The following is a 26,860-nucleotide window of genomic DNA, read 5'->3' as shown; positions in this document are numbered from 1 at the left end:
AGAAACATTTATAGTTTATATTTTAGCATTCAACTGAAATTTATTGTAAATCTCTTTATCTGCAGGATAGCGTGATGGTTATCAGGGGGGATTTACGATAAACTGGTCAGTAAGGCCGATAATTGTGCCGGAAAAGCAACTTTTCGAGTGGAGGGAAAATGGGCAAAATCGTAGATGTTATCGGAAGGGAAATCCTTGATTCCAGAGGAAACCCGACGGTCGAAGTCGACATCTTTCTTGAAGATGGTTCGGCTGGAAGGGCCGCTGTCCCTTCCGGAGCAAGCACAGGAAAGCGTGAAGCTATCGAACTGCGGGACAACGATAAAAAAAGGTATGTCGGCAAAGGTGTAGTAAAAGCGGTAAAGAACATCAATGAAAAGATCGCCCCACGTCTGCTCGGCATGGATGCGACCGCGCAGGTGGACATCGATAATTTCCTTATAAAACTTGATGGAACCGAAAACAAGAAAAAGTTGGGGGCCAACGCCCTGCTTGGCGTTTCGCTTGCTGTTGCCAGGGCGGCGGCCGAATATTCCGGCCTCCCGTTATACAGGTACATCGGCGGTGCCAACGCTCATCTTCTCCCTCTCCCCATGATGAACATTCTTAACGGCGGGAGCCACGCGGACAATAACGTCGATTTCCAGGAGTTCATGATCATGCCGGTTGGCGGGAAAAGTTTTGCCGACGCGCTAAGGATGGGAGCAGAGACCTTTCACACGCTTAAAAGCGTGTTGAAGAAGAAGGGATTATCTACAAGCGTAGGTGACGAAGGGGGATTTGCCCCGGACCTTAAATCAAACTCTGAAGCAGTCGACCTGGTGCTCGAAGCGGTCACAAAGGCGGGATACAAGCCCGGGAAGGATTTTCTGATAGCGCTGGACCCCGCCTCTTCCGAATTTTACGAGGGGGGGAAATACAAAGTCGAAGGGAAAAGTATTTCCAGCGACCAGATGGTCAAGCTCTACGAGAGCTGGGTCAATCAGTATCCGATAATTTCAATTGAGGACGGCCTTGCGGAAAACGACTGGAACGGATGGAAAAATCTAACCGACGCGATTGGCGACAAAACACAGCTTGTTGGCGACGACCTGTTCGTGACAAACTCGAAAATCCTCGAGGAAGGGATAAGCAAGGGGGTCGCGAATTCGATCCTGATAAAAGTAAACCAGATAGGCACACTGACTGAAACGCTGAACGCAATCGAAACAGCGCACAGGGCAGGTTACACGACTGTAATCTCCCACCGCTCAGGGGAAACGGAAGATACGACCATTGCCGATATCGCGGTTGCAGTTAACGCCGGACAGATAAAGACCGGCTCGCTTTGCCGTTCCGACAGGGTCGCCAAATACAACCAGCTGTTGCGGATAGAGGAAGAGCTCGGGGGTATGGCGCTCTTCCCCGGCAGGAAAGCCTTTGGAGGAAAATAAAACCCCTCCACGCGTGAGGCCTATTGAGTTTGGCAAAAGAGAGGCGAGACGATAGTCGGATATAAGTAAAATCTTGCAAAACTGTATCGCTTTCGGAGAACATTCCTGACAAATGAAAATTGATACCGGCAGAGGGGGGTACGAGACATCAGGCCCCAGAAAAGACGACGCGGTGACGCATGGACTGCGGCCCAAGATCCTTTTCTATTTCACCCTTGCCCTCGCCCTTGCGGTCTCGGTCTTTTCCTATTTCAAGGACGACGGATTCCGCAACATTTTCAAAACTGAAAAGAAAATCCTCTCCGAGAAGGAACTCCTAAAGAGGGTTAAGGAGGAAAACGAACTCCTTAAATACCGGATAAAAACCGCGCGTGAAGATCCCCATAATATCGAAAAGCTCGCCAGGGAAAAATTGAACATGGTCGGCAAAGACGATCTTGTTTTCCGCTTCTACGAGGACGGCTCAAGGGATATCGGGAGCGAAAAGAACGATCCCGTACCTCCGCTTACAGCACCCCCTTGAGAGCTTCCTTCTGCACCTGAACCAGCCGCATTATTCCGGACTCCGCAAGCGACGTCATCCCTTCCAGATCTTCCTTGCTGAAAGGATGCTCCTCCGCTGTCCCCTGCAGCTCGACGTACTTCCCACCTCCGGTCATCACCACATTCATGTCTGTGCTTGCGAGATAATCCTCCTCATAATTGAGATCGAGCATTGGACGTCCTTTGACTATGCCTACGCTTATAGCGGCCACAAAATCGTGCACCGGTATTTTATTGATCAGGCCTTTCTTGATAAGCGATCCAAACGCGAGATACATCGCAACGAAACCTCCGGTTATGGAAGCAGTGCGCGTTCCGCCATCGGCCTGGATCACGTCGCAGTCTATCAATATGGATGTCTCCCCACCCATAGCTTCAAAATCCACAACCGACCTTAACGCCCTACCGATGAGTCGCTGAATCTCCATGGTCCTGCCACCGAGCTTCCCCTTTGACGCTTCTCGTTGTGTCCTCGTATTGGTCGCGCGGGGGAGCATCGAGTATTCGGCGGATACCCAGCCCTTGCCGCTCCCCTTCAGGAACGGGGGAACCCTCTCTTCCACAGATGCGGTGCATATCACCTTTGTTTTCCCCATTGAAATTAGCACGGAGCCTTCCGCGTGCATGTTTACCCCGGTTTCAATAATTATCGGCCTTAATTCATCCACTTTCCTGCCGTTGTCACGTTCCCTGCCTGCTTCAGTCATATTCCCCTCTCCTGCCAAATTCAATAACTCATAATGTTTTGTGAGGTAATGTAACATCTCTGGACAATAATCTGAAATTTTTGAATAGGGGGGGGTTGACATGCGCCGATAGATTTAACAGAATATGGTTATGAATTTTATTATTCGTTATTAATATAATATTTAGCTATTAGGGGGGAGAAATATGCATAACAATATTTTCGAGGCCACGCCGAAAACAGACATGGTTTCAAGGACTTTTCATCTGCACCACGACCAGCTCAAACCGCTTCAGAAGATCGCGAAGGATCTGGGGATTTCACAATCGGAGATCGTAAGAAGGTCTATCTCCCTTTTTCTCCTGGAGTATGAAAAGAGGGCTGAATCACAGAAAATTTGAACAGTGGCATTAAATCTGATATCAGAAAGCCGGTTCCTGCCTATTAAGTAAGACCCGCTAATGGAGGCTCCCCCAGTTATCCGCAAAACTCACCTGAACCTTCAACGGGACATCCAGCTTCCCGGCAGATTCCATCGCCGGGCGAACCGTTTCCATCACCGATTTCATATCCGCTTCAGGAGCCTCCATTATAAGTTCATCGTGAACCTGTAATAACATTCTTGCGCCGCTCCCCTTCAATGCGGCGTCTACCGCTATCATCGCCTTTTTCATAAGGTCCGCCGCGGAGCCCTGAACGACAGTATTCACAGCCATCCGTTCGGCCATCTCCCGCACCGTCCTGTTAGATGAATTTATGTCGGGAAAATATCTCACCCTGCCGTACATAGTCTTCACGAAGCCGTCACGCCTTGCGTCACCCTTCACCTTCTCGATGAAATCCCTCACCCCGGCATACCGTGAAAAATAGTCGTTGATGTACGTAGACGCCTCGCCTCTCGGTATTCGCAGATCCCTGGCAAGGCCGAATGCCGTCTTCCCGTAAATGATGCTGAAGTTCACCGCCTTCGCTATCCTCCGCATCTCCTCTGATTCACCTGCAAGCGCGCCGAAGATCTCCTTCGCGGTGCGCGCGTGGACATCCTCGTCGCGCTGAAACGACTCCACCAGCAGGCGATCGCCGCTCAGGTGGGCGAGGAGTCGCAGTTCTATCTGCGAGTAATCGGCCGATATAAGCAGCATCCCCTCGCCGCCGTGAAACGCCTCGCGTATCTTCCTCCCCTCCTCTGAGCGGACCGGGATATTCTGCAGGTTCGGTGACGATGAGCTGAGCCTCCCTGTCGCCGCCATCGCCTGGTTGAATGAAGTATGTATCCTGCCGGTATCACTTTGCACCAGCTGGGGGAGGGGGTCGACATAGGTCGACTTGAGTTTCGCAAGCATCCTGTATTCAAGGAGAAGATCGGGCAATGGATGCTCCCCGGCAAGCGCTTCGAGCGTTTTCTGGTCTGTGGAGATCCCTGTCTTTGTCTTTCTCACCTTTGACAGTCCCAGCTTCTCGAAAAGGATCACCCCGAGCTGTTTGGGAGAGGCGATGTTGAACTCTTCCCCCGCCGCATCGTAGATCTTCTTTTCCAATTCCTGCAGTTTCCTGTCGAGTTCCACGGAATATGCCTTAAGCCTCTCTTCGCTTATCGCTATCCCGTTCATCTCCATCCGCGCAAGTATTCCGATAACAGGGATTTCAATCTCGTAATAAAGCTTCTCCAATCCCTCGCGCTTCAGCTCCGGTTTCAGGATCCCAGAAAGCCGCCATGTAATATCCGCGTCTTCCGCCGAATAGTGCGCCGCCTTTTCCACCTCAACCATTTTGAAGGATATCTCCTTCGCCCCCTTGCCGGCGACATCCTCGTATTCGATCATAGCGTGACCCAGATATTTTTCCGAAAGGAACGAGAGGTTATGCCTCCTCTCCTCCGCGTTAAGCAGATAGGAGGCTATCATAGTGTCAAACGATACAGATGCCAAGTGTATCCCTTCGCGGGCAAGGACTATCATGTCGTACTTTATATTCTGTCCGCACTTCTCAAGCGAAGCATCCTCAAGGATCGGCCTGAGCTTTGAGATGACGACATCTTTCGGAATCTGTTTTGGCACATCCATATAGTCGTGGCCGATCGGAACGTAATACCCCTCCCCTTCACTGCAGGAAAACGAAAGGCCAACCAGCTCCGCGCGCATCGGCTCGACCGATGTCGTTTCCGTATCGACCGCAAAACCTCCGGCCTCCCGAAGCCTCTTTATCATCGCGTCCAGATCTTCCTCGGCAAGAACCGTTTTATATTCCGTTTTCACTTCCGTTCGCGGAGCGGTTTTAGTCTCTTCTATAAGCGATTTGAAACCAAGCTCCCTGTATAACGAATTTAGGGTTTCAACATCCGGCTCGCCAAGCTTTAGCGACTCAATGTCGAGTTTGATCTCAAGGTCCACCTTTATGGTCGCCAGCTTCCTGCTCAGTCTGGCATTATCCGCGTTATCGATGAGGGACTGTTTCAGCTTCGGTTTATCGATCTCCTCGACATTCGCGAGTATGGTATCGATGTCGCCGTACTTTTCGAGGAGCTTCAACGCGGTCTTCGGGCCGATACCCGGAACCCCCGGTATGTCATCGGACGAATCGCCCGAAAGCCCGAGAAACTCGATCACCTTCCCCGGCTCCACTCCGAATTTTTCCTTCACCCCTTCGGAGTCGATATACTTCTCCTTTATCGGGTCGAACATCGTGATGTTCCCCCCCACGAGCTGCATCAGGTCCTTGTCGCCGCTGACGATGACTACGTTGTACCCCTCTTCAACCCCCTTGTGCGCCGCGAAACCGAGGAGGTCATCCGCTTCAAGCCCGCTCTCCTTGAGTATCGGAATGCGGAACGCCTCAATCAGCTTTTCGATATATGGAAGCTGAACGCTCAGCTCTTCAGGCATCTTCATCCGGCTCTCCTTGTATTTCGGATACATCTCGTGCCTGAATGTCTTCTCTTTTGAGTCAAGGGCTATAGCCACGGCGTCTGGCTTCTCCTCGCGGATGATCTTCCCCATCATTTTCACGAAACCGTAAACAGCGTTCGTCGGCTCCCCCTTTGCGGACCTGAGGTTCCCTTTCAGTCCGTAAAAGGCGCGATAGTAGAATCCCGGCGCGTCTATAAGGAATAACCGTTTTTTCTCCATCACCGGATTATCCCCCGCTCCACCCCTTTAGGCAATACACTATATTCCGGTTTTGCCAGACAAGATTGAGGAAAATTTGATTTCTGTCGAGCGTGAAATAGAATATTTGTATCTTTAAAACTCTTTTTCGGAAGGCTCCGAATGGAAAAACTGGATAAAAGAGGATTGGCCTGGTTCCTTGCATTCGTATTCGGGGTCACGCTCGCGGTTCTTCTCTTCGCCACGGACAGGAACGCATCAGTCAGAAGCCACACGATCCAGTTTTTGGTATTGGCCTTGATGTTCTCTCCAGGACTCTCCGCTTTCATAGTCCGTAAATTCATCACGCGTGAGGGTTTCGGCAATGCCGGCATGAAATGGGGCCATGGGAAATACTACCTGTATGTTTGGGGGGGAATGCCGTTACTTTTTCTGCTGTTATATTCACTGACGTGGATATTCGATGCCGCGCCGGATTTCACGCTTCAAGGTTTTTTCGAAAAATACGGGATGACCCAGGAGGATCTCTTCGCGCCTCAAGAGGTGATCATCGCCGCCGTATTCGCGGCCTCGCTCCTGACAGGGCCGATTCTGAACTTCATCCCCTCGTTCGGGGAGGAATACGGCTGGCGAGGCTACCTGTTGCCGAAACTCCTCCCTTTGGGCGAATGGAGAGCCCTCGTCCTTTCCGGATTCATCTGGGGCCTTTGGCATGTCCCCTTTGTTCTCCTGCTCGGCTTTGCCTTTGAGGAGAACCGCCTTGTCGGAGCGGCGCTCTTTACGATAGTGCTGACACTCCTCGGTATCCTGTTCGGTTTTCTCTGGCTTGCCTCTGGTAGCACACTCCTTGCTTCGTTCGCCCACGGTGTATTCAACGCACAGGCGTACGGCATATGGCTCATCCTTTTCCCGAATGCCGATCCGCTGATCGGCGGGAGAACAGGGGTGATCGCTATACTGGTTCTCGCTCTCCCCGTGGCGTTCATATATGGCTATTTAGGAAAAAAGCGATATAGGATTTATAATAGCCAATAGAACTGTTTTATCCGTCTTCTGATGTAATTTTAATTCCGTTGAGGAGGTCAATATGAAAACTTTAATTACTCTTGTAACAACACTTCTGTTTCTCTTCACATTTTCCGCTTCAGCGAAAGCAGACCCGATGAAGGGTGAGGAGTTATTCAAGAAGAAATGTGCCGCTTGCCACAATATTAACGACAAGGCAAAGGTGGGGCCAGGTTTGGCAGGGATCACCAAACGGCATACCGACGCATGGCTGACAAAATGGATAGCAGATCCGCAGGCGGTCTGGAAAGAAAACGACAAGGAAACCCAGGAACTCAAAAGCAGGATGAAAGACGGCGCTAAAAGGGACAAAACAAAAATGAAGCTGAAGATAGATTCCAACAGTATCCCGGACATAATCGACTATCTCAAGACGCTTTAAACCCGAAAAGAGAAACTGATAGTAATCCACCGGAGTGCCGGACAGAATTAGCTGTCCGGCATGCTTCGGCATTTTTTTCGTTCATTTTTTTCATCTCCCATTTCATAAACCCGCCGTAGAGGCGTCCCATATAATAAATATTCCAATCCATATTGACCGTTCCATGTTTATTACTGTTAAATAGCACTACATGATCTCAAAAGTTCATTCAGCTTCACATCTTGGAATCGAGGCGTTTCCGGTGGAAGTGGAGGTAGACCTGACGCCGGGGGTATTTTCATATGTAACCGTCGGCCTCCCTGACGCGGCGGTAAAAGAGAGCCAGAACAGGATACTCTCCGCGCTAAAGAACTCCGGCTTCAACGTCCCAATAAAGAGAATAACCGTAAATCTCGCCCCCGCCGACATAAGGAAGGAAGGCTCCGCGTTCGACCTCCCAATCGCGGTGGCAATACTCGCGGCGCAGGGGGTGATCTCACCCGACAGATTGAGTAACACCTACCTCGTCGGTGAGCTTGCGCTTGACGGAAGGGTAAAGCCGGTTCGCGGAGCGCTCTCCATTTCGGTCGCGGTCAGGGATAACGGACATGGGACAGTTATCACACCCGCAGAGAACTCCCGCGAAGCCGCTGTGGTAGAGGGGGTAGAGGTTATCCCTGTGGAAAACCTGGCGCAGGCGGTGGCATGGCTTAACAGCGAAACAGAGATAATACCGGCCGTTCCCGACCTCGCGGGGACCAACGCCGTTTACAGAGATGAAGTCGATTTTCTCGACGTGAAGGGGCAGCAACATGTAAGGCGGGCGATAGAGGTAGCCGCCGCCGGGGGGCACAATGTCCTGATGATCGGCCCTCCAGGCTCCGGCAAGTCGATGATAGCAAGGAGACTGCCGACCATTCTCCCAACATGGACCCTCGACGAGGCAATCTCGTCAAGCAGGGTGCATTCAGTCGCGGGGCTACTCCCGCACGGGATGTCGCTCTTGCCACATCGCCCCTTCAGGGCGCCGCATCACACCGTATCCGAGGCGGGGCTCGTAGGCGGGGGGCACAACCCCGTTCTGCCGGGAGAGGTATCGCTCTCCCATTACGGAGTCCTATTTCTCGACGAGCTTCCGGAGTTCAGAAGGGGGGCCCTTGAGGTGCTAAGACAGCCGCTTGAGGACGGCCACGTCACCATCTCACGCGCGAGCCATTCTATAACCTTTCCGGCGAACTTCATGCTCCTCTGCGCCATGAATCCATGCCCATGCGGATACGCCACCGACCCTGCCAAGGAGTGCCGCTGCACCCCACCGCAGATCAACCGCTACAGACAGAAGATATCCGGGCCGCTTCTCGACAGGATAGATATTCATATCGATGTCCCTTCGGTCAAATACCAGGAACTGAAATCGGAAGTCGACTGCGAATCATCCGGTTCGATCCGCGACAGGGTTGAAGCGGCTCATAAAATCCAGAACGAAAGGTTCAGCGCTCAGAACAGCGGAAAAAAATCTGCAAAAAAGACTTTCCGCAATTCCGATATGGGGCCAAGACAGATAAAAAAATATTGTGCACTTGGCGAGCAGTCGGAAAAGCTGATACGGAACGCGATGGACAGGCTCGGTCTCTCCGCCCGCGCGTACATGAGAACCCTGAAGGTGGCTAGAACAATAGCCGACCTGGCAGGTACTGAAAATATCGAAACGGAGCATGTCGCCGAGGCGATTCAGTACCGCGCGGTCTAGCGAAACCAGCTTCCATCATCAAGCCACAGGGCCAGACATAAACAGAACTGTTGCGCTACGTTTCATGCCGATAAACAGCGCATATACATTCTCATGAGATATCAATAGACTTATTTGGGCACCAGTCGGCAACATGATAAAATGTTCAACGGTTGGTGTATTTGAGAGGCGCTATTCAAACAGAGATACTTTCACACTGCCGGACTGTGCATTTTTCATGAAAAGGATGTGTCGTGTCAGGATTTAATGAGGATATACACCGCTACATTACGTCGGTTATAGGCGACGGCATAATTGTTCTAGATCCAAACAAGAAAATAACCTATGTGAATTCGGCCGCTTTGAAATTGCTGGAGATGAAAGAGGGTGACCTTCTTGGGAAGGGTTGCGCTGAGGCAACAAAATGCAAAGATCCTGAATGCAATTCGATATCTCCTGAAAATTGTCAGGTTATGCTCGCATTAAATAATGGCAATGAATCATTCCGTTCGGAAATACAGTATACGAAAAAGGATGGCACTCTATTTCCCGTCGCGCATGTTTCCACTTCAATAAAAGAGGATGGCAAACTGCTAGGCTACGTATTGTCGTTCCACGATATTTCGGAAAGAAAAGCGTACGAAGACGAACTTCTTCTTTCCAGGAAAAATGCAGAAGATGCTGTAAGGGTAAAAGATGAGTATGTAACCCTTGTATCTCATGACTTAAAGGCTCCGCTTGCCTCAATGATACATTTTCTCAGGCTTGCCATCCGCGACATTTCAGATCTGCTGGATACAGGCAAAAAACAGCTGTTTGAATCAGTGATCGAAACCGGAGAGAACATGCTCCTTCTTATCGAAGCACTGTTAAATCGAAGCATGATAAAAACCGGAAAGATAAAACCGAACAAGCAATTTCTGGACGCAAAAACGCTTGTCACAAAATCAATTTTTCATTTTGAATACCTGGCAGAAAAAAAAGGGATCACAATAGTTGATGAGATCCCCCAGAAATTTCGCATCTACGCGGACAAGGTTCTATTTTATGAGGTGATACAAAATATCGTTACCAACGCGATAAAATTCTGCCGCGAAGGCGACACAATCACTTTTTACGCTCCTGAAAACAAACCGTCCACAATCGCGATAAAAGATACCGGCATAGGCATTGAGCCTGAACATTTAAAATCCATATTTACCTCTACGCAAAAGAAATCGACCAAAGGGACCAAAGGTGAAACAGGTACCGGTGTTGGCCTTCTTTTCTCACATGACATTATGGAAGCTCATAATGGGAGACTTTACGCCGAATCCGAATTGAACAAGGAAACTACGTTCTTTATTGAATTGCCGACTGAAAAACCTGTGACTCTTATTGTGGACGACGACCCCAATTACGCAAAACTTATGGAATCGATATTAAGCACGAACATTCCTGAGGTCGAAGTGATCGTTACATATAATGGCAGGGAGGCTATTGAAATTGCGAAGGAGCGCCAAATTCACCTGATCCTTTTAGACTTGAATATGCCGACAATGAACGGTTTTGATGTGTTAGCTGACCTAAAAAGCAATCCCAAACTGGAAAATATTCCGGTCGTCGTGATAACGGGTCACGGTCAAATGGAAGGGCGCGAAAAATCACTCTCTATGGGAGCAAACGATTTTGCAACCAAACCAATAGTCTTGACCGAATTTCTCCCCCGTATGAGAAGGTTTACTATCTGACATCTTTTGTGGCGCGCCATCTGCATGGCAAATCCGCAGTTCCGCGCTAATCCGCGCAAGAGAATGGAGGGTCAGGCCGTTTTGAGCACCCCTTTCCCTGCGAGTAAGGCGAGCGCCAGCGACGGATCGATGTCTGAAACGCCAAAATCGCGCGGCAGAATTCCTTCTACCATTTCCACCTTCCGCGCAAAACGTTCCGCGATGAATGAACCTGTTCCAGTGACGACGACATCCCCTCCAATCCCGGATGCGGCTTTCAGGACTGTCTCGCTCTGAGCTTTTGCCAGCTGTCCCGCCATGTCTATGATGGCCACGTCTCCCAGCGCTCCTCGCTCGGAAAGAACGCTTCGCGCGATCCTGGATAATGCCGCCGCTTTTGTTTTTCCCCTGCCGTCCGGCGTATCGATGGAGTATTTCCCGGCGCCGATCCTCCCAAGCGCAAGGTAGACATCGCCCATCACGGCAAAATATTCGCTCGAGAGGGGGACGCTCCTTCCGTCTACGGTCACACTCGCAGAGACCGAGTGAAGCGGAGTTCTAAGATATCCGGTATAGACAAGCTCCCCGTTTGCCAGGCGTCCGAAATCGTCCCAGCCTCTGTTCGCTATCTCTCCCCCTTTTACGCGCGTCAGATCCGTTGTCGTAGAGCCTATATCGACATGCAGGAAATCCTTCATGCCGGCGCACATAGAGAGAAAGAGCGGGATAGCGACCCAATTCGCTGAAGCAACCTCCTCGTGGAGCCGTTTTGCCCGTGCGCCAGTGAAAAGTTCACCGCGGCGTCCGAGAAACAACGTCTCCCTGCCGAAAGCCGTCACGCAACATTCGACGATATGACGAACCCCTTCCATGCGCGTCGCGAACGAATCGCATAGTTCCCCTGTCATGGTAACGATGGTTTGGACATTTTTTGTTTTCGGCTTCAGTTTCTTCAGTACGGAAAAAAGCCTTTCCGGTTCCCTGTACATTTTGAATGGGAGTATCCCCTGTTTCGGCCTCCCAATTTCAGGCAGATAGGCGCTCTTGATAAATGCGCCGCCGATATCGAGGGAAAATATGTTCATTGAACGACCAGCTCAGCTCCGCATGCAGAGAGAATCTCCCCGCCAAGGTTCCCTGGAAAGTTTTTCGAATATAGCGGATAAGAAGTAGTGAGGCGCGGATTGACCTCGATGATAATGATCTCCTTCCCATTGTCGATGAAATCGACGCCGAAATAGCCAGCAAGCCGATCCGAGACTTCCCATAGCCTGCCAAGAATATCGAGCAGCTCTTTCGAGCGCCGATACTCGACAGGCCCCGACACCCCTTTGAAGGTGACACGTCCGCGAACTTCAATATCCTGCCTGCATACTCCAAGAAGCCTTATACCTTTTGCATCGGCTATCGCACCTGCTGATAGGGTGTCGCCTTCAATGAACGGCTGGCAGATGTATCTGCCATTCACCGATGGGAGGAGGGAAGTTTCGTCAACTCTGAAAATCCCATCGCACCCCGCGCCGTCAACCGGTTTTATTATCGCGGGTATGAACGGAAGGTTTCCGTTCAACTCTGCCGTTCGCGGCATCGGCACAAGACCTTCGAACCTCTTTGCCGTGCTCATCTTGTCGCTAAACAGTTCGATCGCTCGCGAGGTAGAGCCAATTATCCTTTTTCCCATCGCTTCGGCCATCCGTGTGATATCCATGAGTATGCCGCCGGTCTCCGGCGCTATGAGCCATACCGCGCCGGAGATATTCATCTCATCCTCGACCGCCCGGTTGAAATTCCTGATCGGTCTTACGATACGGTGTGCCGGAAAATCGGCCCCCTTTACTTCGGGGGAAAGAATCGTGGAGACCTCCACACTCTTGAGACGCGCAAGGTCGCCAAGGAGGGATGAGAGCATATGCGTCCCCTCTTTCAGGAAAGGCTCTCCACCTTCCCCTCCGGCAGAGGCATACTCGAATACAAAGAGTTTCATTATCCGATTAGCATAACCCCGAGTGACGGCTTGAAGAAACCGTCAAACAGGAAATTCACGCCGATGCGGTTTTACACCGGCAAACGGACGCACCTCTCCCGACGTGGGAAAGGTGGAATAAAAAAAGGGAAAAGCCTTATTCGGCTTCTTTTTCCGGCGCTTCAACTGCCGGTTCTTCGGCTTCTGCTTTCTCGGCCTTGGAAGCGGAGATGAACTTCTCTGTAAGACGGGCCGATTTTCCAGACCTGTCGCGGAGGTAATAGAGCTTCGCCCTGCGTACCTTGTTATGGCGGACCACTTCAACCTTTTCAACACGGGGGGAATGGATCGGGAAAATCCTCTCAAGGGCTGTACCATGCGACTCTTTGCGGACGGTAAATGTCTCGCTTGTGCCGGAACCGCGCTTGCGGATGACTATTCCTTCGACAACCTGGATTCTCTCCTTCTCCCCTTCGACGATTCTCATGTGAACCTTTACCTTGTCGCCAATGTCGAATTTGGGCGGATTTTTCTTAATATATGTTTTCTCAACTGACGCGATAATCGGGTTCATTTTTGTCTCCTCAAATTTCCTAATAAACGGTCTGTAATAATAGCAGAAGCGCCCCTCACAGGCAAATGGTTAAATTCACCCCTCCCGGAAACCGGTTCGAGCACCGCGTCGGCCCTCTCTATCAGCTCCGGGGCAAGGCCGTAGGCGGTGCCGTAAAGGACTATCCACTCCTCCCCCTCCTGCACGCTCTTCAGCCATCTTGCCGGAGATACCGCGTTTGGCGCCAAAACCGCGCTTGTCGCCAGTATCTTTATCTTTCGCCCCCTCTTTTTAGCGTCCTTCAGCATAGCATCGACCGATGGGACCACCTTCACGATATCGAGAGCCTCGGTCCGCCTTCCGTCGAGCTCCTTTAGTATCTCGCTATCCGTCCAGTGTCTGCAGAGACGGTTTATCAATCTCTGCTGATCCTCCACCGGAGTGATCACATAGACGGTTTCGGCCGAGTATGTCTTCCCTATGCGGGAAAAATCGTGAACATCAAGAGTTGTGATGGAGCCTGTGATCGTCTCCCCCTCCTTGCCGAGGACAGGGTAGTGGACAAGCGCCATCGAAAACTTGATATTCTGCCTTATCTCATCAAGCCCTCTCTCCAGGATATCGGGGCGGACAGCTTCCGTCCTTTCCAGAGCCTTTTCCCCTCTCCATTTTTCTATCTCCTTGTGGTTGCCGGAGAGGAGCACCGACGGCACCTTCATCCCTTCGAAATCATCCGGCCTGGTGTAGTGCGGATGCTCCAGCAGGTTCCTGTGAAAGCTCTCCAGCTCGACAGATTCCTCGCTACCGACTGCGCCCGGTATCAACCGGAACACCGACTCTATCACCGCCATGGCGGCAACCTCACCGCCATTCATTACAAAATCACCTATCGATATCTCCTCATCCACAAAACCGTCGCGAACCCTCTGATCAATCCCTTCATACCTACCGCAAACGAGTACCAGTCTCTTTTCGCGGGAGAATCTTTCCGCAGTTTCCTGTGTGAACGGCTTCCCGCCTGGCGAGAGGAGAAGCGTCCTCCCCGGTTCGCCGCTCCCCTTTATCCCCCTTAGCGCGTCGACTATCGGTTGCGGGGACATGACCATCCCGGCTCCGCCGCCGTACGGCATGTCATCCACCTTCCTGTGTTTGTCGGTTGAATATTTCCGGATATCGTGGAGATGGATCTCAATGAGACCTTTTTCGATCCCCTTTGAGAGAAGAGATTCCCCCAAAAACGAATCAAAGATGGAGGGGAATATGGTGAGGATATCTATTCGCATCATTCGAGAAGACCGTCCAGCAGACGAACGGTGATCTTCCCCTCATCGATGTCGACGCTCAGCACCACCTCGTCGATCACCGGGATCATTATCTCTTTCCCGTCTTTTGCGTGAACTTCCCATACGTCGTTCGCGCCGGTTATGATCACGTCGTAAATGACGCCAAGCTCCTTCCCCTCCTCGTCAAACACCGAACAGTCTATTAGGTCGGCGTCGAGATACTGGTCATTCGACAATGAAGGGAGAGAGCTGCGCTCCACCCAGAGATCAAGATTGGTCAGCTCCGAAACCTCCTCCGGGCTGTTGTATTCGGCAAACCGGAACATCCAGAACCTGTTCATCTGCCTGGAGGCGGTAATTTTTATTTTTTTGCCTGAATTGAAAGGGTCGTCGGCCTCGGCGCTTTCGGCAACGCCAGTGAAACCCGGCTTGATGTCCTTGTGCGACAGCTGGTCCGGGTAGTACGGCTCGAATTTTATCTCGCCCTTCACGGCGAACGGTTTTAAAAATCGTCCTATGGATATTATAGGGCGGCGCATTTACTCTCTCCCAGTCATTTCACGGGGATGGCGAACCACTGCCGGCCAGCCCGACACAAATAAACATGAAGGGACGCGGGGAGTTATTCCAGGATCTCAAGAACCGCGCGCTGGCTTTTCTTCGCGGCGGTCGCGCTTAATAGCGCCCGGATAGCCTTCGCCGTTCGCCCCTGCTTGCCGATCACCTTGCCCAGATCTTCCTGGGCAACCTTTAGTTCAAGGATCGTGGTTTTTTCGCCGTAAATTTCACTCACGTCGACATCGTCAGGTTTATCCACGATGCCGCGCACAATAGTCTCAATAAGCGTTTTCAAGAAGCGCCTCCACTCTCATTTCGAAAAAGAAACGGTACCAACAGGATTATTTCGCCTCTTTGGCACTCTTGCCGGGAGCCGGGAACGAGACACCCTGCTTTGTCAGGATATCCTTTACCGTCGGTGAAAGCATTGCGCCTTCCTTGATCCACTTCTCGGCGGATTCCTTTTTTATCTCCGATTTTTTATTGGCCGGATCGTAGGTCCCCACTATTTCAAGATACCTTCCGTCACGCGAAAAACGTCTGTCGGCGGCCACTATCCGGTAGAAAGGTTTTTTCTTCCTACCAAAGCGGGCCATTCTCAATGTTACTGCCACAATTCCTCCTTAAGTTCCGTTTAATTTCCGAAACCGGGTCTGCCCATGGACATCATCTGTTCCATAAACCCTGGTTTCTTAAAGTTCTTCATCATCTTTTTCATCTTCACGAACTGCTTCAACAACCGGTTCACGTCGGCAACGGTTGTTCCGCTTCCGTCGGCGATTCGGCTCTTCCTGCTCCCGTTGATGATATTATATGACCTGCGTTCTTCTTTTGTCATTGAATTAATTATTGCTTCAGCGATATCCAGCTGACCGTCGTCCACATTGGCCCCCGGGGGCGGCTTGAAACCGGGTATCATCCCCATCACCTGATCCATCGGGCCGAGGTTCCTTATCATCTTCAGTTGGTCGAGGAAATCGGTAAAGTCGAAATCGCCGGAGCCGATTTTCTTGGCAAGCCTCGCGGTCTCCTCTTCGTCCGATGCCTTCTCCACCTTCTCGATAAGGCTTAATACATCCCCCATTCCGAGGATCCTCTGCGCCATTCTCTCGGGATGGAACACTTCGAACTGTTCGGGCTTTTCTCCGATACCTGAAAACTTGATAGGGCATCCGGTAACCGATTTTACCGACAGCGCCGCGCCGCCTCTCGCGTCACCGTCGAGCTTGGTGAGGATAACTCCTGTAAGCTGTGTCCTGTCATGGAATATCCTTGCAACCTCCGCCGCCTGCTGGCCTGTCATGGCGTCCGCGACGAACAGTATCTCGGTAGGGTTTATCACTTTCTTTATCGACTCCAGCTCGACCATCATCTCGTCGTCTATCTGAAGCCGTCCGGCCGTATCTATTAATAGAGCGTTCGCCGATTCATCTTTCGCATGTTTCAAGAACGCTTTCGCGATCTTTACCGGATCGCTTAGACCTTCGCCCCTGAATACCGGTATCCCCAGCTGTTCACCCAACACCGCAAGCTGTTCCCTTGCCGCAGGTCGGTAGACGTCGGTCGAGACCATCATCGGATTCAGCCCCTCTTTGGAGAGGTGCAGGGCGAGCTTTGCGGTCGATGTGGTTTTACCTGAGCCTTGCAGACCGGCCATCAGTATGACGGTTGGCCCCTTTTTCGCCCTTTCAAGCTCTGCGGTTCCCCCTCCGAGCAGTTTCACAAGCTCAAGGTGGACTATCTTTATAAGTTGCTGGCCGGGCGATAGCGACTTGTGGACATCTGCCCCCTTCGACTCCTTCTCTACCCTGGCAATGAAATCCTTTACAACTGGAAGGGCAACGTCCGCCTCAAGCATGGCGAGACGCACCTCGCGCAGAGCATCGGCCATATTCGATTCGGTAAGCTTCGAAAGGCCTCGTATTTTCTTAAGCACCCCTGAAAGGCGCGATTCAAGTTGGTCAAACATAACCGAAGGATTATAAATAGCATATAAGCTTATGTCAATTTCACCCATCCCAGACCCGATTCTGAATGTAACGCCGGAGATCCCCAAATACCTGAAAAATATATCCGCTTTGGAAATAACTGTTTGCGTGTTATTATTTTTAACTTATGAAAAAAACTGGCGGTTTCAATTTAAATAAATTCATACGAAGCTTCGGCCTCTGGATATTCGTCGCAGTCCTTGCCGGATTTTCAGCCGGCGCCGCTGTAAGCTCAAGGAGCGTGGCCCAGGCCGCGACATCCTACGACGACCTGAGGATATTCGCCGAAGTTCTTACACTGATACAAAATTATTATGTCGAGGAAAAAACAACCAAGGATCTCGCGGATGGCGCGATAAGGGGCCTTTTAAGAACTCTCGACCCACATTCGTCATTCATGGACGTGGAGGATTATAAAAGCCGGAAACAGGAGACCGAAGGAAAATTTGGGGGACTCGGCATTGAAATAACTGTAATGGATTCCTACATCGGCATTGTCGCCCCCATCGAGGACACGCCTGCAGAAAAAGCGGGACTGGAAGCCGGCGACATCATACTCAAGATCGAAGGGGTTACCACCAAGAACATGTATCTCATGGATGCGGTGAAAAAGATGAGGGGGAACGTCGGCACGCCGATTACGCTCACTATCTTCCGTGAAAGCGCCAACGACACTTTCGACATAAAGATAGTGAGGGATGTCATCAAGATCAAATCCGCGAAATACGCGATGATCGACAGCGACACTGGATATCTTAGAATACTCACCTTCTCGCAGAACACCGCTACGGAAGCGAACGACGCCATCAAGAAGATGGAGGCGAAAGGGATGAAGCGCCTCGTTCTCGATTTGAGGAACAATCCGGGAGGGCTTCTCAAGCAGGCCATAGACGTCAGCGATCTCTTTCTTGAGAAAGGCAACGTAATCGTATCCACTAAAGGGAGAACCCCGGATCAGAATTCGGTGTTTATGTCGAACTCATGGGGTGGGCATACCGACCTTCCGCTTGTTGTGCTTGTAAACGCCGGGTCGGCATCGGCTTCTGAAATCGTTGCTGGAGCAATGAAAGACCTGAAGCGCGGCGTTATAGTCGGACAGCGCACCTTCGGTAAAGGTTCCGTGCAGACAATCCGACAGCTCAGCGACGGAAGCGGATTGAGCCTCACCACGGCGCGATACTTCACTCCGGCTGATATCATGATCCACGGGATAGGCATCGAGCCCGATATTTCCGAAAAACTTATCGTGAAGGATGAAGACGGCAAGGACATTGAACTCCCCGAACCGCTGAGAGAAAAGGACCTCATCGACAGTTTCCGTGGCGAGGTGGACAGAAGACATCTCAACAATAACAGTGATGCCGAAGATGAAGACGGTGGCAAAAAGAAAGACAGCAAGGATGCCAAGAAAGCCATAAAAAAGAAGATCAGGGACAGAAATAAGGTCTTCAACCTTGAGGAAGATAATCAGCTGAGGAAAGCCGTTTCCGTCGTGAAAAAACTTTCAGGCGGCAAGGTCAAAAACATACCGAAAGCCGGCTGACAGATCCTTTCGCAACATACCCGGTTCGTCATCTCCCTTTAGGGAACATACACTCAACCGGCAAATTTAAAGATGAGATCGCACACAAGCCTCCAAAGCCAAGGCCCCGATTTGCCCTCTTGGACTTTTCGTTTCCTCTTCCTTACCCCCTATAATCAGAAGCATCATGCCTGGAAAAAAAAAGAAAAAGAAGAATGAGCATGAGCGCCTGGCGGTTCTTTCGCTGGCGCTCTTTGTAACTCTGGTCGGCATCGCCGTTATCGGCTCCCTGTTTGTCCTCCCAAAAATGTCCCCCCCAAAAACTGCCGCTACAAAACCCTTATCCATCACAATAGACAAAATGCCCGCGACGTCCATCCCTGGAAAGGGGGATATTCACGAAGGTTCATCAGCCGAAAGGCGCGGCTCGGACGCAAACCGCCTCGAAGATGCCTTGATGATGCCATCAGGGAGATCAAACGCGCGCATGGCTATTATTATCGACGATGTAGGGGTAAATAAACATCCGGTTCGCCAGCTTCTGGAGATTGATGTACCGATCACCTTTTCCATCCTCCCCGGCCAGACGCACTCCAGGAATTTAGCCGAAGAGATACATAAAGCCGGACACGAAGTAATGCTACACCTCCCGATGGAACCGATAGATGGAAACGGGGAGAATATCGACAAGGATACTCTCCTCCTCTCTCACTCGCCGGAAGAGTTAAAGAGCCTTGCGCGCGAGTTGATCAAATCAATTCCGTACGCCGCAGGAGCAAACAACCATATGGGCTCCCTCCTCACGCAGAACTCCGGGAGCATGCGGATAATAATGGAAGAGATCAAGGGCGCTCATCTATATTTCATCGACTCCCTTACCACGCCATGGAGCCTCGCGCAGTCAACTGCCAGGGAAAAGGGGATAAAGAGCGCGGGGCGGGACATTTTCATCGATGATGACAGGAATGAGGAAAACATCAGGAAAGCCCTTTTTCAAGCCATACGCCACGCAAAAAGAAGGGGCTCCACAATTGCGATTGGACATCCCTATTCAGTAACCATTAAGGTACTGGGTGAAATGAAAGATGAATTCAAAAAGGCCGGGGTAAAACTAGTTTACGCCTCCGAGCTGGTGCGCTGATGCTGATACTCGGAATTGAAAGCTCCTGCGACGATACCGCCGCCGCTGTTGTAAAGAACGGGAAAACCGTCCTCTCCAGCGTCACGTCGTCACAGCACGAGATCCATTCCAAGTACGGCGGGATAGTCCCCGAGCTTGCTTCAAGACGCCACATTGAAAACATCCCGATCGTCATTGCCGAAGCGGTGGAATTATCCGGAATAGCACTCAAGGATCTGGACGCCATCGCGGTGACTCAGGGTCCCGGACTCCTGGGTGCGCTCCTGGTAGGGATAGCGGCGGCCAAGGGGCTCGCGTGGGCGGAAAAGAAACCCCTTGTCCCGGTTCATCATCTGCATGGACATATCGTGGCCGCGGGATTAAACCACGAATTGCGCTACCCCCATCTCTGCCTCGTTGTATCGGGGGGGCATACTTCACTCTTCAAGATAGATTCACCCGTTGAATTCTTCGAGATATCATCCACGCGCGACGACGCCGCAGGGGAAGCGTTTGATAAGGTTGCAAAAATGCTCGGTCTCGGCTTTCCGGGGGGACCTGCCGTCGAGAAGGAAGCAGTCGACGGAGATCCGCTCAAGTTGCAGTTCTCGGTCCCGAATGTGAAAAACGACCCGCTCGCCTTTTCATTCAGCGGGATGAAGACCGCCGTGCGCAACGCGATGAAGAGTTCGCCCAAAACCTGCGATGTCGCCGCCGCGTTTCAAGCGACCGTGGTAAAAACCCTGGTGACAAAGACAATGCTGGCGGCGGAAAAATTAGGCTTGAAAGACATCGTCCTTGCGGGGGGTGTCGCCTGCAATAAGGCGCTGAGAACCGAAATGGAGCGTGAGTCGCAAAAACGAGGTTTTCACACAGTCTGGCCTGAGCCGAAATTCTGCACCGACAACGGTGCGATGATCGCCCTGGCGGGGCACCATATCTTCTTGAATAATACCGAGAATCCGGATTTCCGGAATTTTCTCGCGCTCGACGGCGAGGCGAACCTGAAACTTCCCCCCCCGGGAGCCGGTCAATAATTTAAAATCTATCTTCACTTGCCCGCCAAATACATGTAGAATTTCAACGGTAAGGAACCTCATCAAAATAATGATCGGACAGTATATGAAGAAGATTACCGACGAACTTAGAAGAGATCACGTCATCATAGCCACAGCCTTATCCGAAGCGAAATTTTTCGGCATAAGCTCCAAAGAGGGGAATATGCAGATACAGAAAGCGAAGAAAAAACTGTATAGACATCTTGAAGATGAGGAAAAGAAAATTTATCCGACGCTGAACAAGGCGGCAGAAAAGGACACCCGGATCGCGAAGATCATGGCCCAGGAGACGGCGGAGATAGGGGAGCTGATACAGGAGGCTGAGGATTTTTTTGAAAAGTTCGAGGCTGGGGAAATTGACAGCGACCACCATGAAGAGCTGGATAAATTCATTCACAGTTTTATGGAGAGAACCAAGAAGGAAGAATCGACTACATACCCTGAATACGAAAAACTCGCTATCTAAATCATCTCCAGATCAATAGACCGCTTCTATGTCACGAAAGCCATAGGCATATAATCGTTACTGCCCTTATGCCGATTGCCTTTGGAGTCAACCGGATATAACATAGTCTGCATAACAACATTAACCGGGGATCACTAATTTTTTTTGGAGGCTCATCATGAAGTTTTTCGCATTACTGCTCTTCCTCGTTTTCAGCATCTCTTCTGCCGCGATTGCAGGCGTAACGGAGGGAGAAGCCTATTTCAATAAAAAATGCAAGGCATGCCACGATTTTGGAAAGAAGAAGGTAGGGCCGGATCTTGCAGACATTTCAAAAAGAGCGAATCCGGAGTGGCTTAAAAAATGGCTGGCCGATACTGAAGGTGTGTGGGCCGCGAACGACCCTATCACCGCAGACCTGAAGAAAAGGACAAACGGAAAGGAAAAGCCGAGACATAAAAATCCGAAGGAGATGACGGAAGGCGACATAGCCAACTTAACCGATTTTTTAATGACGAAATAGATCCGCCGCCCCTCGTCCCTGCGAGGGGCGGTCTTTTCAACCCTGAACCTGTTTCTCTGTCTTAGGTAAAATTGAGTATAGACATTTCAACCGACATACAGTTCCTCAAGGGGGTAGGCCCAAAGAGGGCTGAAAATCTATTGCGACTCGGCCTTCGTACCGTGGGCGATCTCCTCTTTCATTTTCCATCCAGATATGAAGACAGAAGAAACCTCCTGACAATCGACAAACTGGAAGAGGGAAAGATCCAGACCGTAAAGGCCAAAATCGCAGAAGCCAAGGAGATAAGGAGACGTTTCGGCAAAAAGATGTTTCAGCTTTCGCTGAGGGACGATACCGGGATACTCAGCTGTATCTGGTTCATGGTGAGGGGTGATTACTTCTCGAAAAAATATACTCCCGGCCTTCAGATTATCGTAACAGGAAAGGTCGCGATGAGCAGGTTCCAGCGCTGTTTCGAAATGGCGCACCCCGATATAACTATCATCGAAGAGGGGGAGGACGACGATAGCGGGACAAATCCTGCCGGATTCGTCCCCGTATACCCTCTCACCGAAGGGATCAACCAGAAGGTGATGAACTCGCTCGTGACAAGAGCCCTGGAAAACTCCCGAAAAGCTCTCTCCGCGCTATCCGAGCCGCTTCCGCCCGATATTCTCGATAAGCATCGCTTCCCGTCAAGAGGCGAAGCGGTAGCGGCGCTTCACTCACCGGAGAACGATACGGATCCCGCGGATCTGAACCGGTTCAGAACACCCGCGCAGAGACGGATGATCTTCGAGGAATTCTTCTTTCTTGAAACGGCAATGGCGATACAGAGGAGCAGGAATACCGATACCGTTGAAGGCGTAAAGATAAACGTCGGCGACAGAGATGTAGAAAAAATAATATCCTCCCTCCCCTTCACCCTTACGGACGATCAGATGAATGTCCTTGGCGAGATTACTGGCGATATGCGCGGCCCTCACCCGATGAACCGTCTTTTGCAGGGGGATGTCGGCTGCGGAAAGACGATCGTCGCCGCCGTGACAATGATGCTCGCAATAAAGGACGGGTACCAGGCGGTGATAATGGCGCCTACGGAAATCCTCGCGGAACAGCACTTCAAGAATATTTCGAACATTAAAACGGAGTTCCCGGTCAAACTCGAACTTCTCAAGGCGAGCACCAAAGGGAAGAAGGAGGCGAAGGAGAGGATCGCTTCCGGCGAAGTCGATCTCATCATCGGCACCCACGCCCTGATACAGGAAGATGTTTCGTTTAAAAATCTAGGCGTCGTAGTGATTGACGAACAGCACCGCTTCGGCGTGAAACAGCGCGCGGAATTGATATCAAAGGGGGCAAGGCCGAACACCCTTATCATGACCGCAACCCCGATCCCCCGCACGCTCGCGCTAACGATCTACAGCGATCTCGACGTCTCCGTCATAAAGACGATGCCGAAGGGGCGCGGGACTATTGAAACAAAAGTGATAAAGCCGAACGAGATGACAAAGGCGAGGATACAGATACATCGGGAAGTAAAAAAAGGGAGGCAGGCGTACATCATCTATCCGCTTGTCGAGGAGAGCGAGAAATCGGAATTGAAGGCGGCCACGGAGATGTACGAGAACTACCGCAAAAAGATATTTCCAGATCTCAAGATAGGCCTGGTGCATGGGCGGATGAAAGCGGACGAAAAAGAGTCTGTGATGCACTCGTTCATGAACAGGGAACTCGACGTACTCATATCGACAACCGTCGTCGAAGTCGGCATCGATCAGCCGAACGCAACCGTGATGATGGTGGAACACTCCGAGCGTTTCGGCCTCGCCCAGCTCCATCAGCTTCGCGGACGGGTCGGGCGCGGGACCGAGCGCTCCTACTGCCTCCTCGCTATCGAATATCCCATAAGCGACGTGGCGAGAGAGAGGCTGAAAGTGATGACGAAAACAACCGACGGATTCATCATCGCCGAAAAGGATCTCGAGCTTAGAGGAACAGGCGACATTCTGGGGACGAAACAGAGCGGCCTTCCTGAATTCAAAATGGCAAACCTCCTGCGCGATTTTGATATTTTAAAAAACGCGAAGGATGAAGCGTTCGCGGTTATCGGAAAGGATCCGACGCTGAAACTCCCCGAACATCAGCCGTTGCGCAAGGAGATAGAAAGAAACTGGAGCGAACGCCTCCTCCTCGGTGACATCGGGTAGTTCAATTCGACTAACATTAAATGGCGGAGAGGGAGGGATCGGCCACTCTCGCGTTGCTCCTGCAACGCTCCATCGGCCCCGACTCCCTGGCTAAATTGACGTCGTGTCAATTTGCCCTCGCTATCCGCTCGCAAACGGAAACTCGCGTTTAGCTCCGTGCGGCTAACGCCGTACTCGCAGAAACTTCGCTCTGTTGGAGAAATTAAGGAAGCTTGTTTTGAATCCCGACCTTATCTATTATTTTCACGCAAGAGGCCTATGCCTCTTTCGTAAAAATGGCGGAGAGAGAGGGATCGGCCACTCTCGCGTTGCTCCTGCAACGCTCCATCGGCCCCGACTCCCTGGCTAAATTGACGTCGTGTCAATTTGCCCTCGCTATCCGCTCGGGCCGCCAGTCCGCGTTCGAATCCCGACCTTATCTATTATTTTTACGTAAGAGGCCTATGCCTCTTTCGCAAAAATGGCGGAGAGAGAGGGATTCGAACCCCCGGTACGGTTTCCCGCACATTGGTTTTCGAGACCAACGCCTTCAGCCAACTCGGCCATCTCTCCGTTTCAAGTTCAGGGTGATAGCTTATCCCATTTCCATATTCCGATACCATCTCTCGATGATATTTTTTTTAAGTCCCTGGATTTGCGGAAATGAGGGGTGCAGGGAATAGATGGGGGGAGCGGTCACTCTCGCGATTTCTCCTGAAATCGCTCACTTGACCCAAATTCGTTTCCTCGCCAAACGTCTTGTTTGAAGAAGGAAGAGAAGAGAAGGCGGAAAGGGAAGAAGGATTCGCCTACCCTCGCGTGCACGTCGTGTGCCCGCTTTCCTGTATTGATTAAAAATAAAAAGAAACGGGGACAAGAACATCTTAACGCCCACAGAATCGCATCTTTAGGATTGGACGATTTCAAGTATTTCTTTAGCGACTAAATTCTTTCTTAATTTTCAGAATACGTTTTATCAATCTCTAGCTTCCTGACTTGAATGCAAGCGCCGATGGTGTTCGGCAGCCGACAATTGCCGGGGCTTCATGGATCAAATCGTCATTTTCAAGGCTCTTTACCATAAATAGGGCGAAGTCCACGCGGCGCGTCTTATTGCTCTCGAGAATTGGATCACCCACATGCCGACTCCACACGGGCAAGCCCTGGCTCTCCCCCTCTTCTAGGTCACTCCCACGCACAACCGTCCACAGGGTGTCGCTGGCAAACACACGTCGACACGCTTCCACCTGGTCGTCTATATCAATGGCCCGAAGAAGCCATCCGAGCCAGCTGGCGATCTTCACGAGCGCTTTGAATTTTCGCGAGTAAATATCCCGGTTATCGCGAGCGATATGCCAGCCGCAGGAGAATATGAGGCGTGCATCTGGATGCGCGTAGTCGAGTACTGCTTTGGCCGTTCCAGACGAGTACTGGTGAACACCCCAAGGTACCAGCACGGTGAGTACTCCGTCACACCCTGCGACAGCTTCTTTGATAACCTCGCGGTCGTTCGTCATGCCGGGAATGACTGTGATGCGCCCTTTGAACGCATCGAGTTTGCCTATGCTCCGCTTCCGGCAAACGCCAACCACCTCGTAGCCCCGATCCAACGCATGCTGCACCATATACTGCCCGAGTTTCCCTGACGCCCCAACAATACAAATCTTTTTCATAACTTCTTAATATGCCGTTCTTGAGTTTTCAAAAATGACCACAGATTGATTAAACCCTTTTACAATCAGCCATACCGCCAAAAACATTTCTTGTAATGCCAACGGAAGGAGCAGAGCAAGGTAAACCGGCGTAATAATACCGATTAGATGGAACATTACAAGAAAGCTTGCAAATATAGTCAAAGTGGCTCCAGCTAAACCCCATACGGATAACCATCGAGGAACCAGCATTGTTTGATAGAGGATGTAGTAACACATTATGCTGCCTATGCTTTGTGCCAGTATCATTGCCACATGGTCCACGAAATCTCGTCCAGCCAGCAATAATTCACCTAAAGTATGAAAATAGGATGAATTTAAATTAGGAGCTTTTGTAAACTCCTGACTTAATGTCAATAGTAGTAGGATGCTTGTTACACCAATAATGTTGAATACTCCAGCAATAAACCTGAAACCAACAAATCCAATTGCAAGACTTTCATTATATCTTCTTAGAATTGGGTACAACAAAATTGCAAATCCAATATATGCAACCGCCATAATAAACTGGAAAAATGCTCCTTTTAATACTTGATTAGCATTTTCAGAAGCTTTAGTAAGATAATCAGGAGCATCTATAGCTGGAGCAATGCTTAGTATGCCCGCAACCGTGCCAATAATAAAAAGTGTTCCGGCTATTCTGGCGATCTTTCTTTCAAAATTCATAATTTTTCCCGTTGCTATATTTACCATAAATTTTATTTCAATGAATCATCAAAGCTAATCCTTAATTGTTTCGTCATTGTTGGGTGCTTGTTTAAGTTTTCAGTATATGTAGTAACAAGGAAAATGGAAGTAGTCCAACTAAAAATAATAGAAGCTCGTTTTTGGATCAAAAGTATTTTCGAGCCGATATTTTTTCAGGATCTTTTGCAGTTTTTCAATCCGAAAGGGTCTTTCTGCGGCTGGCGGAGAGAGGGGGGGGATCGGTCACTCTCGCGATTTCTCCTGAAATCGCTCACTTGACCCAAATTCGTTTCCTTGCCAAACGTCTTGTTTGAAAAAGGAAGAGAAGAGAAGGCGGAAAGGGAAGAAGGATTCGCCTACCCTCGCGTGCACGTCGTGTCAATTTGCCCTCGCTGTCTGCTCGGGCCGACGATTCGCGTTTAGCTCCGTGCGGCTAACGCCGTATTCGCAGAAACTTCGCTCTGCTGGAGAAATAAAGGAAGCTTGTTTTGAATCCCATTTATTGAAAATGGCGGAGAGGGGGGGATTCGAACCCCCGGTACGGTTTCCCGCACATACACTTTCCAGGCGTACGCCTTCAACCGCTCGGCCACCTCTCCGGATATCCTGTTACACAACGCCGGTATTCTTCGAATAACAATGGCGCGC

Annotated in this window: 25 protein-coding genes and 2 tRNA genes; 13 read left to right on the top strand and 14 right to left on the bottom strand. The window is 50.7% G+C overall.

Translation table 11 applies throughout. The features are described from left to right. The first annotated feature begins 158 nt into the window (after positions 1-158). Together eno and OEY64_00460 are read left to right on the top strand one after the other, a co-directional pair. Positions 159-1,433, top strand: a complete 1,275-nt coding sequence (gene eno / locus OEY64_00465; protein ID MDH5541411.1) for a phosphopyruvate hydratase — start codon at positions 159-161, stop codon at positions 1,431-1,433. Positions 1,434-1,545: 112 nt separating this feature from the next. Continuing rightward, a complete protein-coding gene (locus tag OEY64_00460; protein ID MDH5541410.1) occupies positions 1,546-1,956 on the top strand; it encodes a septum formation initiator family protein in 411 nt (136 codons plus the stop codon). Here the strand turns inward: OEY64_00460 and rph are convergent. Next, positions 1,940-2,683, bottom strand: coding sequence for a ribonuclease PH (rph, locus tag OEY64_00455; protein ID MDH5541409.1), 744 nt, complete (start codon positions 2,681-2,683; stop codon positions 1,940-1,942). The genes OEY64_00460 and rph overlap by 17 nt on opposite strands. Positions 2,684-2,867: 184 nt before the next feature. On the opposite strand from rph, the gene OEY64_00450 reads away from it, so the two are divergent. Beyond that, positions 2,868-3,062, top strand: coding sequence for a ribbon-helix-helix domain-containing protein (locus OEY64_00450; GenBank protein ID MDH5541408.1), 195 nt, complete (start codon positions 2,868-2,870; stop codon positions 3,060-3,062). A 57-nt stretch (positions 3,063-3,119) separates the two neighbouring features. On the opposite strand, the gene polA is transcribed toward OEY64_00450, so the two are convergent. Continuing rightward, positions 3,120-5,786: a DNA polymerase I gene (polA, locus tag OEY64_00445; GenBank protein ID MDH5541407.1), complete on the bottom strand. Its 2,667-nt coding sequence runs from the start codon at positions 5,784-5,786 to the stop codon at positions 3,120-3,122. A gap of 141 nt (positions 5,787-5,927) precedes the next feature. Here polA and OEY64_00440 point away from each other — a divergent pair, with 141 nt between their 5' ends. The 4 genes from OEY64_00440 to OEY64_00425 all read left to right on the top strand — a co-directional run bounded on the left by OEY64_00440 (position 5,928) and on the right by OEY64_00425 (position 10,650). Further along, positions 5,928-6,800 carry a CPBP family intramembrane metalloprotease gene (locus OEY64_00440; GenBank protein MDH5541406.1) on the top strand — a complete coding sequence of 291 codons (873 nt, stop codon included), beginning with the start codon at positions 5,928-5,930 and terminating at the stop codon, positions 6,798-6,800. A gap of 52 nt (positions 6,801-6,852) precedes the next feature. Beyond that, positions 6,853-7,212 (top strand): cytochrome c, encoded by a 360-nt coding sequence (locus tag OEY64_00435; GenBank protein MDH5541405.1) that lies wholly within the window; start codon positions 6,853-6,855, stop codon positions 7,210-7,212. Positions 7,213-7,402: 190 nt separating this feature from the next. Next, on the top strand, positions 7,403-8,941 hold the full coding sequence (locus tag OEY64_00430) for a YifB family Mg chelatase-like AAA ATPase (GenBank protein MDH5541404.1): 1,539 nt from the start codon (positions 7,403-7,405) through the stop codon (positions 8,939-8,941). A gap of 233 nt (positions 8,942-9,174) precedes the next feature. Beyond that, positions 9,175-10,650: a response regulator gene (locus OEY64_00425; GenBank protein ID MDH5541403.1), complete on the top strand. Its 1,476-nt coding sequence runs from the start codon at positions 9,175-9,177 to the stop codon at positions 10,648-10,650. Between the two features lie 71 nt (positions 10,651-10,721). Here OEY64_00425 and OEY64_00420 read toward each other — a convergent pair whose 3' ends face one another. The 8 genes from OEY64_00420 to ffh all read right to left on the bottom strand — a co-directional run bounded on the left by OEY64_00420 (position 10,722) and on the right by ffh (position 16,955). Then, on the bottom strand, positions 10,722-11,714 hold the full coding sequence (locus tag OEY64_00420; protein ID MDH5541402.1) for a hypothetical protein: 993 nt from the start codon (positions 11,712-11,714) through the stop codon (positions 10,722-10,724). Next, on the bottom strand, positions 11,711-12,613 hold the full coding sequence (locus tag OEY64_00415) for an ATP-grasp domain-containing protein (protein ID MDH5541401.1): 903 nt from the start codon (positions 12,611-12,613) through the stop codon (positions 11,711-11,713). Before OEY64_00415 ends, OEY64_00420 begins: the two co-directional genes overlap by 4 nt. Positions 12,614-12,749: 136 nt before the next feature. Continuing rightward, positions 12,750-13,166 carry a 50S ribosomal protein L19 gene (gene rplS / locus OEY64_00410; GenBank protein ID MDH5541400.1) on the bottom strand — a complete coding sequence of 139 codons (417 nt, stop codon included), beginning with the start codon at positions 13,164-13,166 and terminating at the stop codon, positions 12,750-12,752. Beyond that, positions 13,163-14,431 carry a tRNA (guanosine(37)-N1)-methyltransferase TrmD gene (gene trmD, locus OEY64_00405; GenBank protein MDH5541399.1) on the bottom strand — a complete coding sequence of 423 codons (1,269 nt, stop codon included), beginning with the start codon at positions 14,429-14,431 and terminating at the stop codon, positions 13,163-13,165. The genes rplS and trmD overlap by 4 nt, the downstream gene beginning before the upstream one ends. Continuing rightward, positions 14,428-14,967 carry a ribosome maturation factor RimM gene (gene rimM, locus OEY64_00400; protein MDH5541398.1) on the bottom strand — a complete coding sequence of 180 codons (540 nt, stop codon included), beginning with the start codon at positions 14,965-14,967 and terminating at the stop codon, positions 14,428-14,430. The genes trmD and rimM overlap by 4 nt, the downstream gene beginning before the upstream one ends. A gap of 83 nt (positions 14,968-15,050) precedes the next feature. Further along, on the bottom strand, positions 15,051-15,281 hold the full coding sequence (locus OEY64_00395; GenBank protein ID MDH5541397.1) for a KH domain-containing protein: 231 nt from the start codon (positions 15,279-15,281) through the stop codon (positions 15,051-15,053). Between the two features lie 46 nt (positions 15,282-15,327). Next, positions 15,328-15,600, bottom strand: coding sequence for a 30S ribosomal protein S16 (rpsP, locus tag OEY64_00390; protein ID MDH5541396.1), 273 nt, complete (start codon positions 15,598-15,600; stop codon positions 15,328-15,330). 20 nt (positions 15,601-15,620) lie between these two features. Beyond that, positions 15,621-16,955 carry a signal recognition particle protein gene (gene ffh / locus OEY64_00385; GenBank protein ID MDH5541395.1) on the bottom strand — a complete coding sequence of 445 codons (1,335 nt, stop codon included), beginning with the start codon at positions 16,953-16,955 and terminating at the stop codon, positions 15,621-15,623. Between the two features lie 146 nt (positions 16,956-17,101). On the opposite strand from ffh, the gene OEY64_00380 reads away from it, so the two are divergent. From OEY64_00380 to recG, 6 genes are all read left to right on the top strand, one after another. Beyond that, a complete protein-coding gene (locus OEY64_00380; protein MDH5541394.1) occupies positions 17,102-18,517 on the top strand; it encodes a S41 family peptidase in 1,416 nt (471 codons plus the stop codon). Positions 18,518-18,683: 166 nt separating this feature from the next. Beyond that, positions 18,684-19,637 carry a divergent polysaccharide deacetylase family protein gene (locus OEY64_00375; GenBank protein MDH5541393.1) on the top strand — a complete coding sequence of 318 codons (954 nt, stop codon included), beginning with the start codon at positions 18,684-18,686 and terminating at the stop codon, positions 19,635-19,637. Next, positions 19,637-20,653, top strand: a complete 1,017-nt coding sequence (gene tsaD / locus OEY64_00370; GenBank protein ID MDH5541392.1) for a tRNA (adenosine(37)-N6)-threonylcarbamoyltransferase complex transferase subunit TsaD — start codon at positions 19,637-19,639, stop codon at positions 20,651-20,653. The genes OEY64_00375 and tsaD overlap by 1 nt, the downstream gene beginning before the upstream one ends. A gap of 85 nt (positions 20,654-20,738) precedes the next feature. Continuing rightward, the gene (locus OEY64_00365; protein MDH5541391.1) at positions 20,739-21,140 is read left to right on the top strand and encodes a hemerythrin domain-containing protein; all 402 of its coding nucleotides are present in this window, start codon (positions 20,739-20,741) and stop codon (positions 21,138-21,140) included. A 157-nt stretch (positions 21,141-21,297) separates the two neighbouring features. Further along, entirely contained in the window at positions 21,298-21,642 is a 345-nt protein-coding gene (locus tag OEY64_00360) for a cytochrome c (GenBank protein ID MDH5541390.1), read from the top strand. Positions 21,643-21,713: 71 nt separating this feature from the next. Beyond that, positions 21,714-23,834, top strand: coding sequence for an ATP-dependent DNA helicase RecG (gene recG / locus OEY64_00355; protein MDH5541389.1), 2,121 nt, complete (start codon positions 21,714-21,716; stop codon positions 23,832-23,834). 461 nt (positions 23,835-24,295) lie between these two features. Here recG and OEY64_00350 read toward each other — a convergent pair. From OEY64_00350 to OEY64_00335, 4 genes are all read right to left on the bottom strand, one after another. Then, positions 24,296-24,386: transfer RNA gene (locus tag OEY64_00350), tRNA-Ser, on the bottom strand. Between the two features lie 410 nt (positions 24,387-24,796). Then, a complete protein-coding gene (locus OEY64_00345; GenBank protein MDH5541388.1) occupies positions 24,797-25,486 on the bottom strand; it encodes an NAD(P)H-binding protein in 690 nt (229 codons plus the stop codon). 6 nt (positions 25,487-25,492) lie between these two features. Next, positions 25,493-26,191, bottom strand: coding sequence for a DUF4386 domain-containing protein (locus OEY64_00340; protein MDH5541387.1), 699 nt, complete (start codon positions 26,189-26,191; stop codon positions 25,493-25,495). 530 nt (positions 26,192-26,721) lie between these two features. Beyond that, a tRNA-Ser gene (locus OEY64_00335) sits at positions 26,722-26,811 on the bottom strand. Between the last annotated feature and the right edge of the window lie 49 nt (positions 26,812-26,860).

The sequence above is a fragment of the Nitrospinota bacterium genome, from assembly GCA_029881495.1.
Lineage (GTDB): Bacteria > Nitrospinota_A > UBA7883 > JACRGQ01 > JACRGQ01 > JAOUMJ01.
The sequence above is the reverse complement of the archived record's forward strand: the minus strand, read 5'-3'. Positions and strand labels throughout refer to the sequence as shown.

What these genes read in the sequence shown, in the direction of transcription:
- OEY64_00435 (MDH5541405.1), top strand. Translation starts at nt 6,853, where the DNA reads ATGAAAACTTTAATTACTCTTGTAACAACACTTCTGTTTCTCTTCACA.
- tsaD (MDH5541392.1), top strand. Translation starts at nt 19,637, where the DNA reads ATGCTGATACTCGGAATTGAAAGCTCCTGCGACGATACCGCCGCCGCT.
- OEY64_00420 (MDH5541402.1), bottom strand. Translation starts at nt 11,714, where the DNA reads ATGAACATATTTTCCCTCGATATCGGCGGCGCATTTATCAAGAGCGCC.
- OEY64_00450 (MDH5541408.1), top strand. Translation starts at nt 2,868, where the DNA reads ATGCATAACAATATTTTCGAGGCCACGCCGAAAACAGACATGGTTTCA.
- OEY64_00440 (MDH5541406.1), top strand. Translation starts at nt 5,928, where the DNA reads ATGGAAAAACTGGATAAAAGAGGATTGGCCTGGTTCCTTGCATTCGTA.
- OEY64_00430 (MDH5541404.1), top strand. Translation starts at nt 7,403, where the DNA reads ATGATCTCAAAAGTTCATTCAGCTTCACATCTTGGAATCGAGGCGTTT.
- OEY64_00365 (MDH5541391.1), top strand. Translation starts at nt 20,739, where the DNA reads ATGAAGAAGATTACCGACGAACTTAGAAGAGATCACGTCATCATAGCC.
- rplS (MDH5541400.1), bottom strand. Translation starts at nt 13,166, where the DNA reads ATGAACCCGATTATCGCGTCAGTTGAGAAAACATATATTAAGAAAAAT.
- OEY64_00375 (MDH5541393.1), top strand. Translation starts at nt 18,684, where the DNA reads ATGCCTGGAAAAAAAAAGAAAAAGAAGAATGAGCATGAGCGCCTGGCG.
- rimM (MDH5541398.1), bottom strand. Translation starts at nt 14,967, where the DNA reads ATGCGCCGCCCTATAATATCCATAGGACGATTTTTAAAACCGTTCGCC.
- ffh (MDH5541395.1), bottom strand. Translation starts at nt 16,955, where the DNA reads ATGTTTGACCAACTTGAATCGCGCCTTTCAGGGGTGCTTAAGAAAATA.
- rph (MDH5541409.1), bottom strand. Translation starts at nt 2,683, where the DNA reads ATGACTGAAGCAGGCAGGGAACGTGACAACGGCAGGAAAGTGGATGAA.
- OEY64_00415 (MDH5541401.1), bottom strand. Translation starts at nt 12,613, where the DNA reads ATGAAACTCTTTGTATTCGAGTATGCCTCTGCCGGAGGGGAAGGTGGA.
- OEY64_00345 (MDH5541388.1), bottom strand. Translation starts at nt 25,486, where the DNA reads ATGAAAAAGATTTGTATTGTTGGGGCGTCAGGGAAACTCGGGCAGTAT.
- OEY64_00460 (MDH5541410.1), top strand. Translation starts at nt 1,546, where the DNA reads ATGAAAATTGATACCGGCAGAGGGGGGTACGAGACATCAGGCCCCAGA.
- polA (MDH5541407.1), bottom strand. Translation starts at nt 5,786, where the DNA reads ATGGAGAAAAAACGGTTATTCCTTATAGACGCGCCGGGATTCTACTAT.
- eno (MDH5541411.1), top strand. Translation starts at nt 159, where the DNA reads ATGGGCAAAATCGTAGATGTTATCGGAAGGGAAATCCTTGATTCCAGA.
- OEY64_00360 (MDH5541390.1), top strand. Translation starts at nt 21,298, where the DNA reads ATGAAGTTTTTCGCATTACTGCTCTTCCTCGTTTTCAGCATCTCTTCT.
- OEY64_00340 (MDH5541387.1), bottom strand. Translation starts at nt 26,191, where the DNA reads ATGAATTTTGAAAGAAAGATCGCCAGAATAGCCGGAACACTTTTTATT.
- trmD (MDH5541399.1), bottom strand. Translation starts at nt 14,431, where the DNA reads ATGATGCGAATAGATATCCTCACCATATTCCCCTCCATCTTTGATTCG.
- OEY64_00380 (MDH5541394.1), top strand. Translation starts at nt 17,102, where the DNA reads ATGAAAAAAACTGGCGGTTTCAATTTAAATAAATTCATACGAAGCTTC.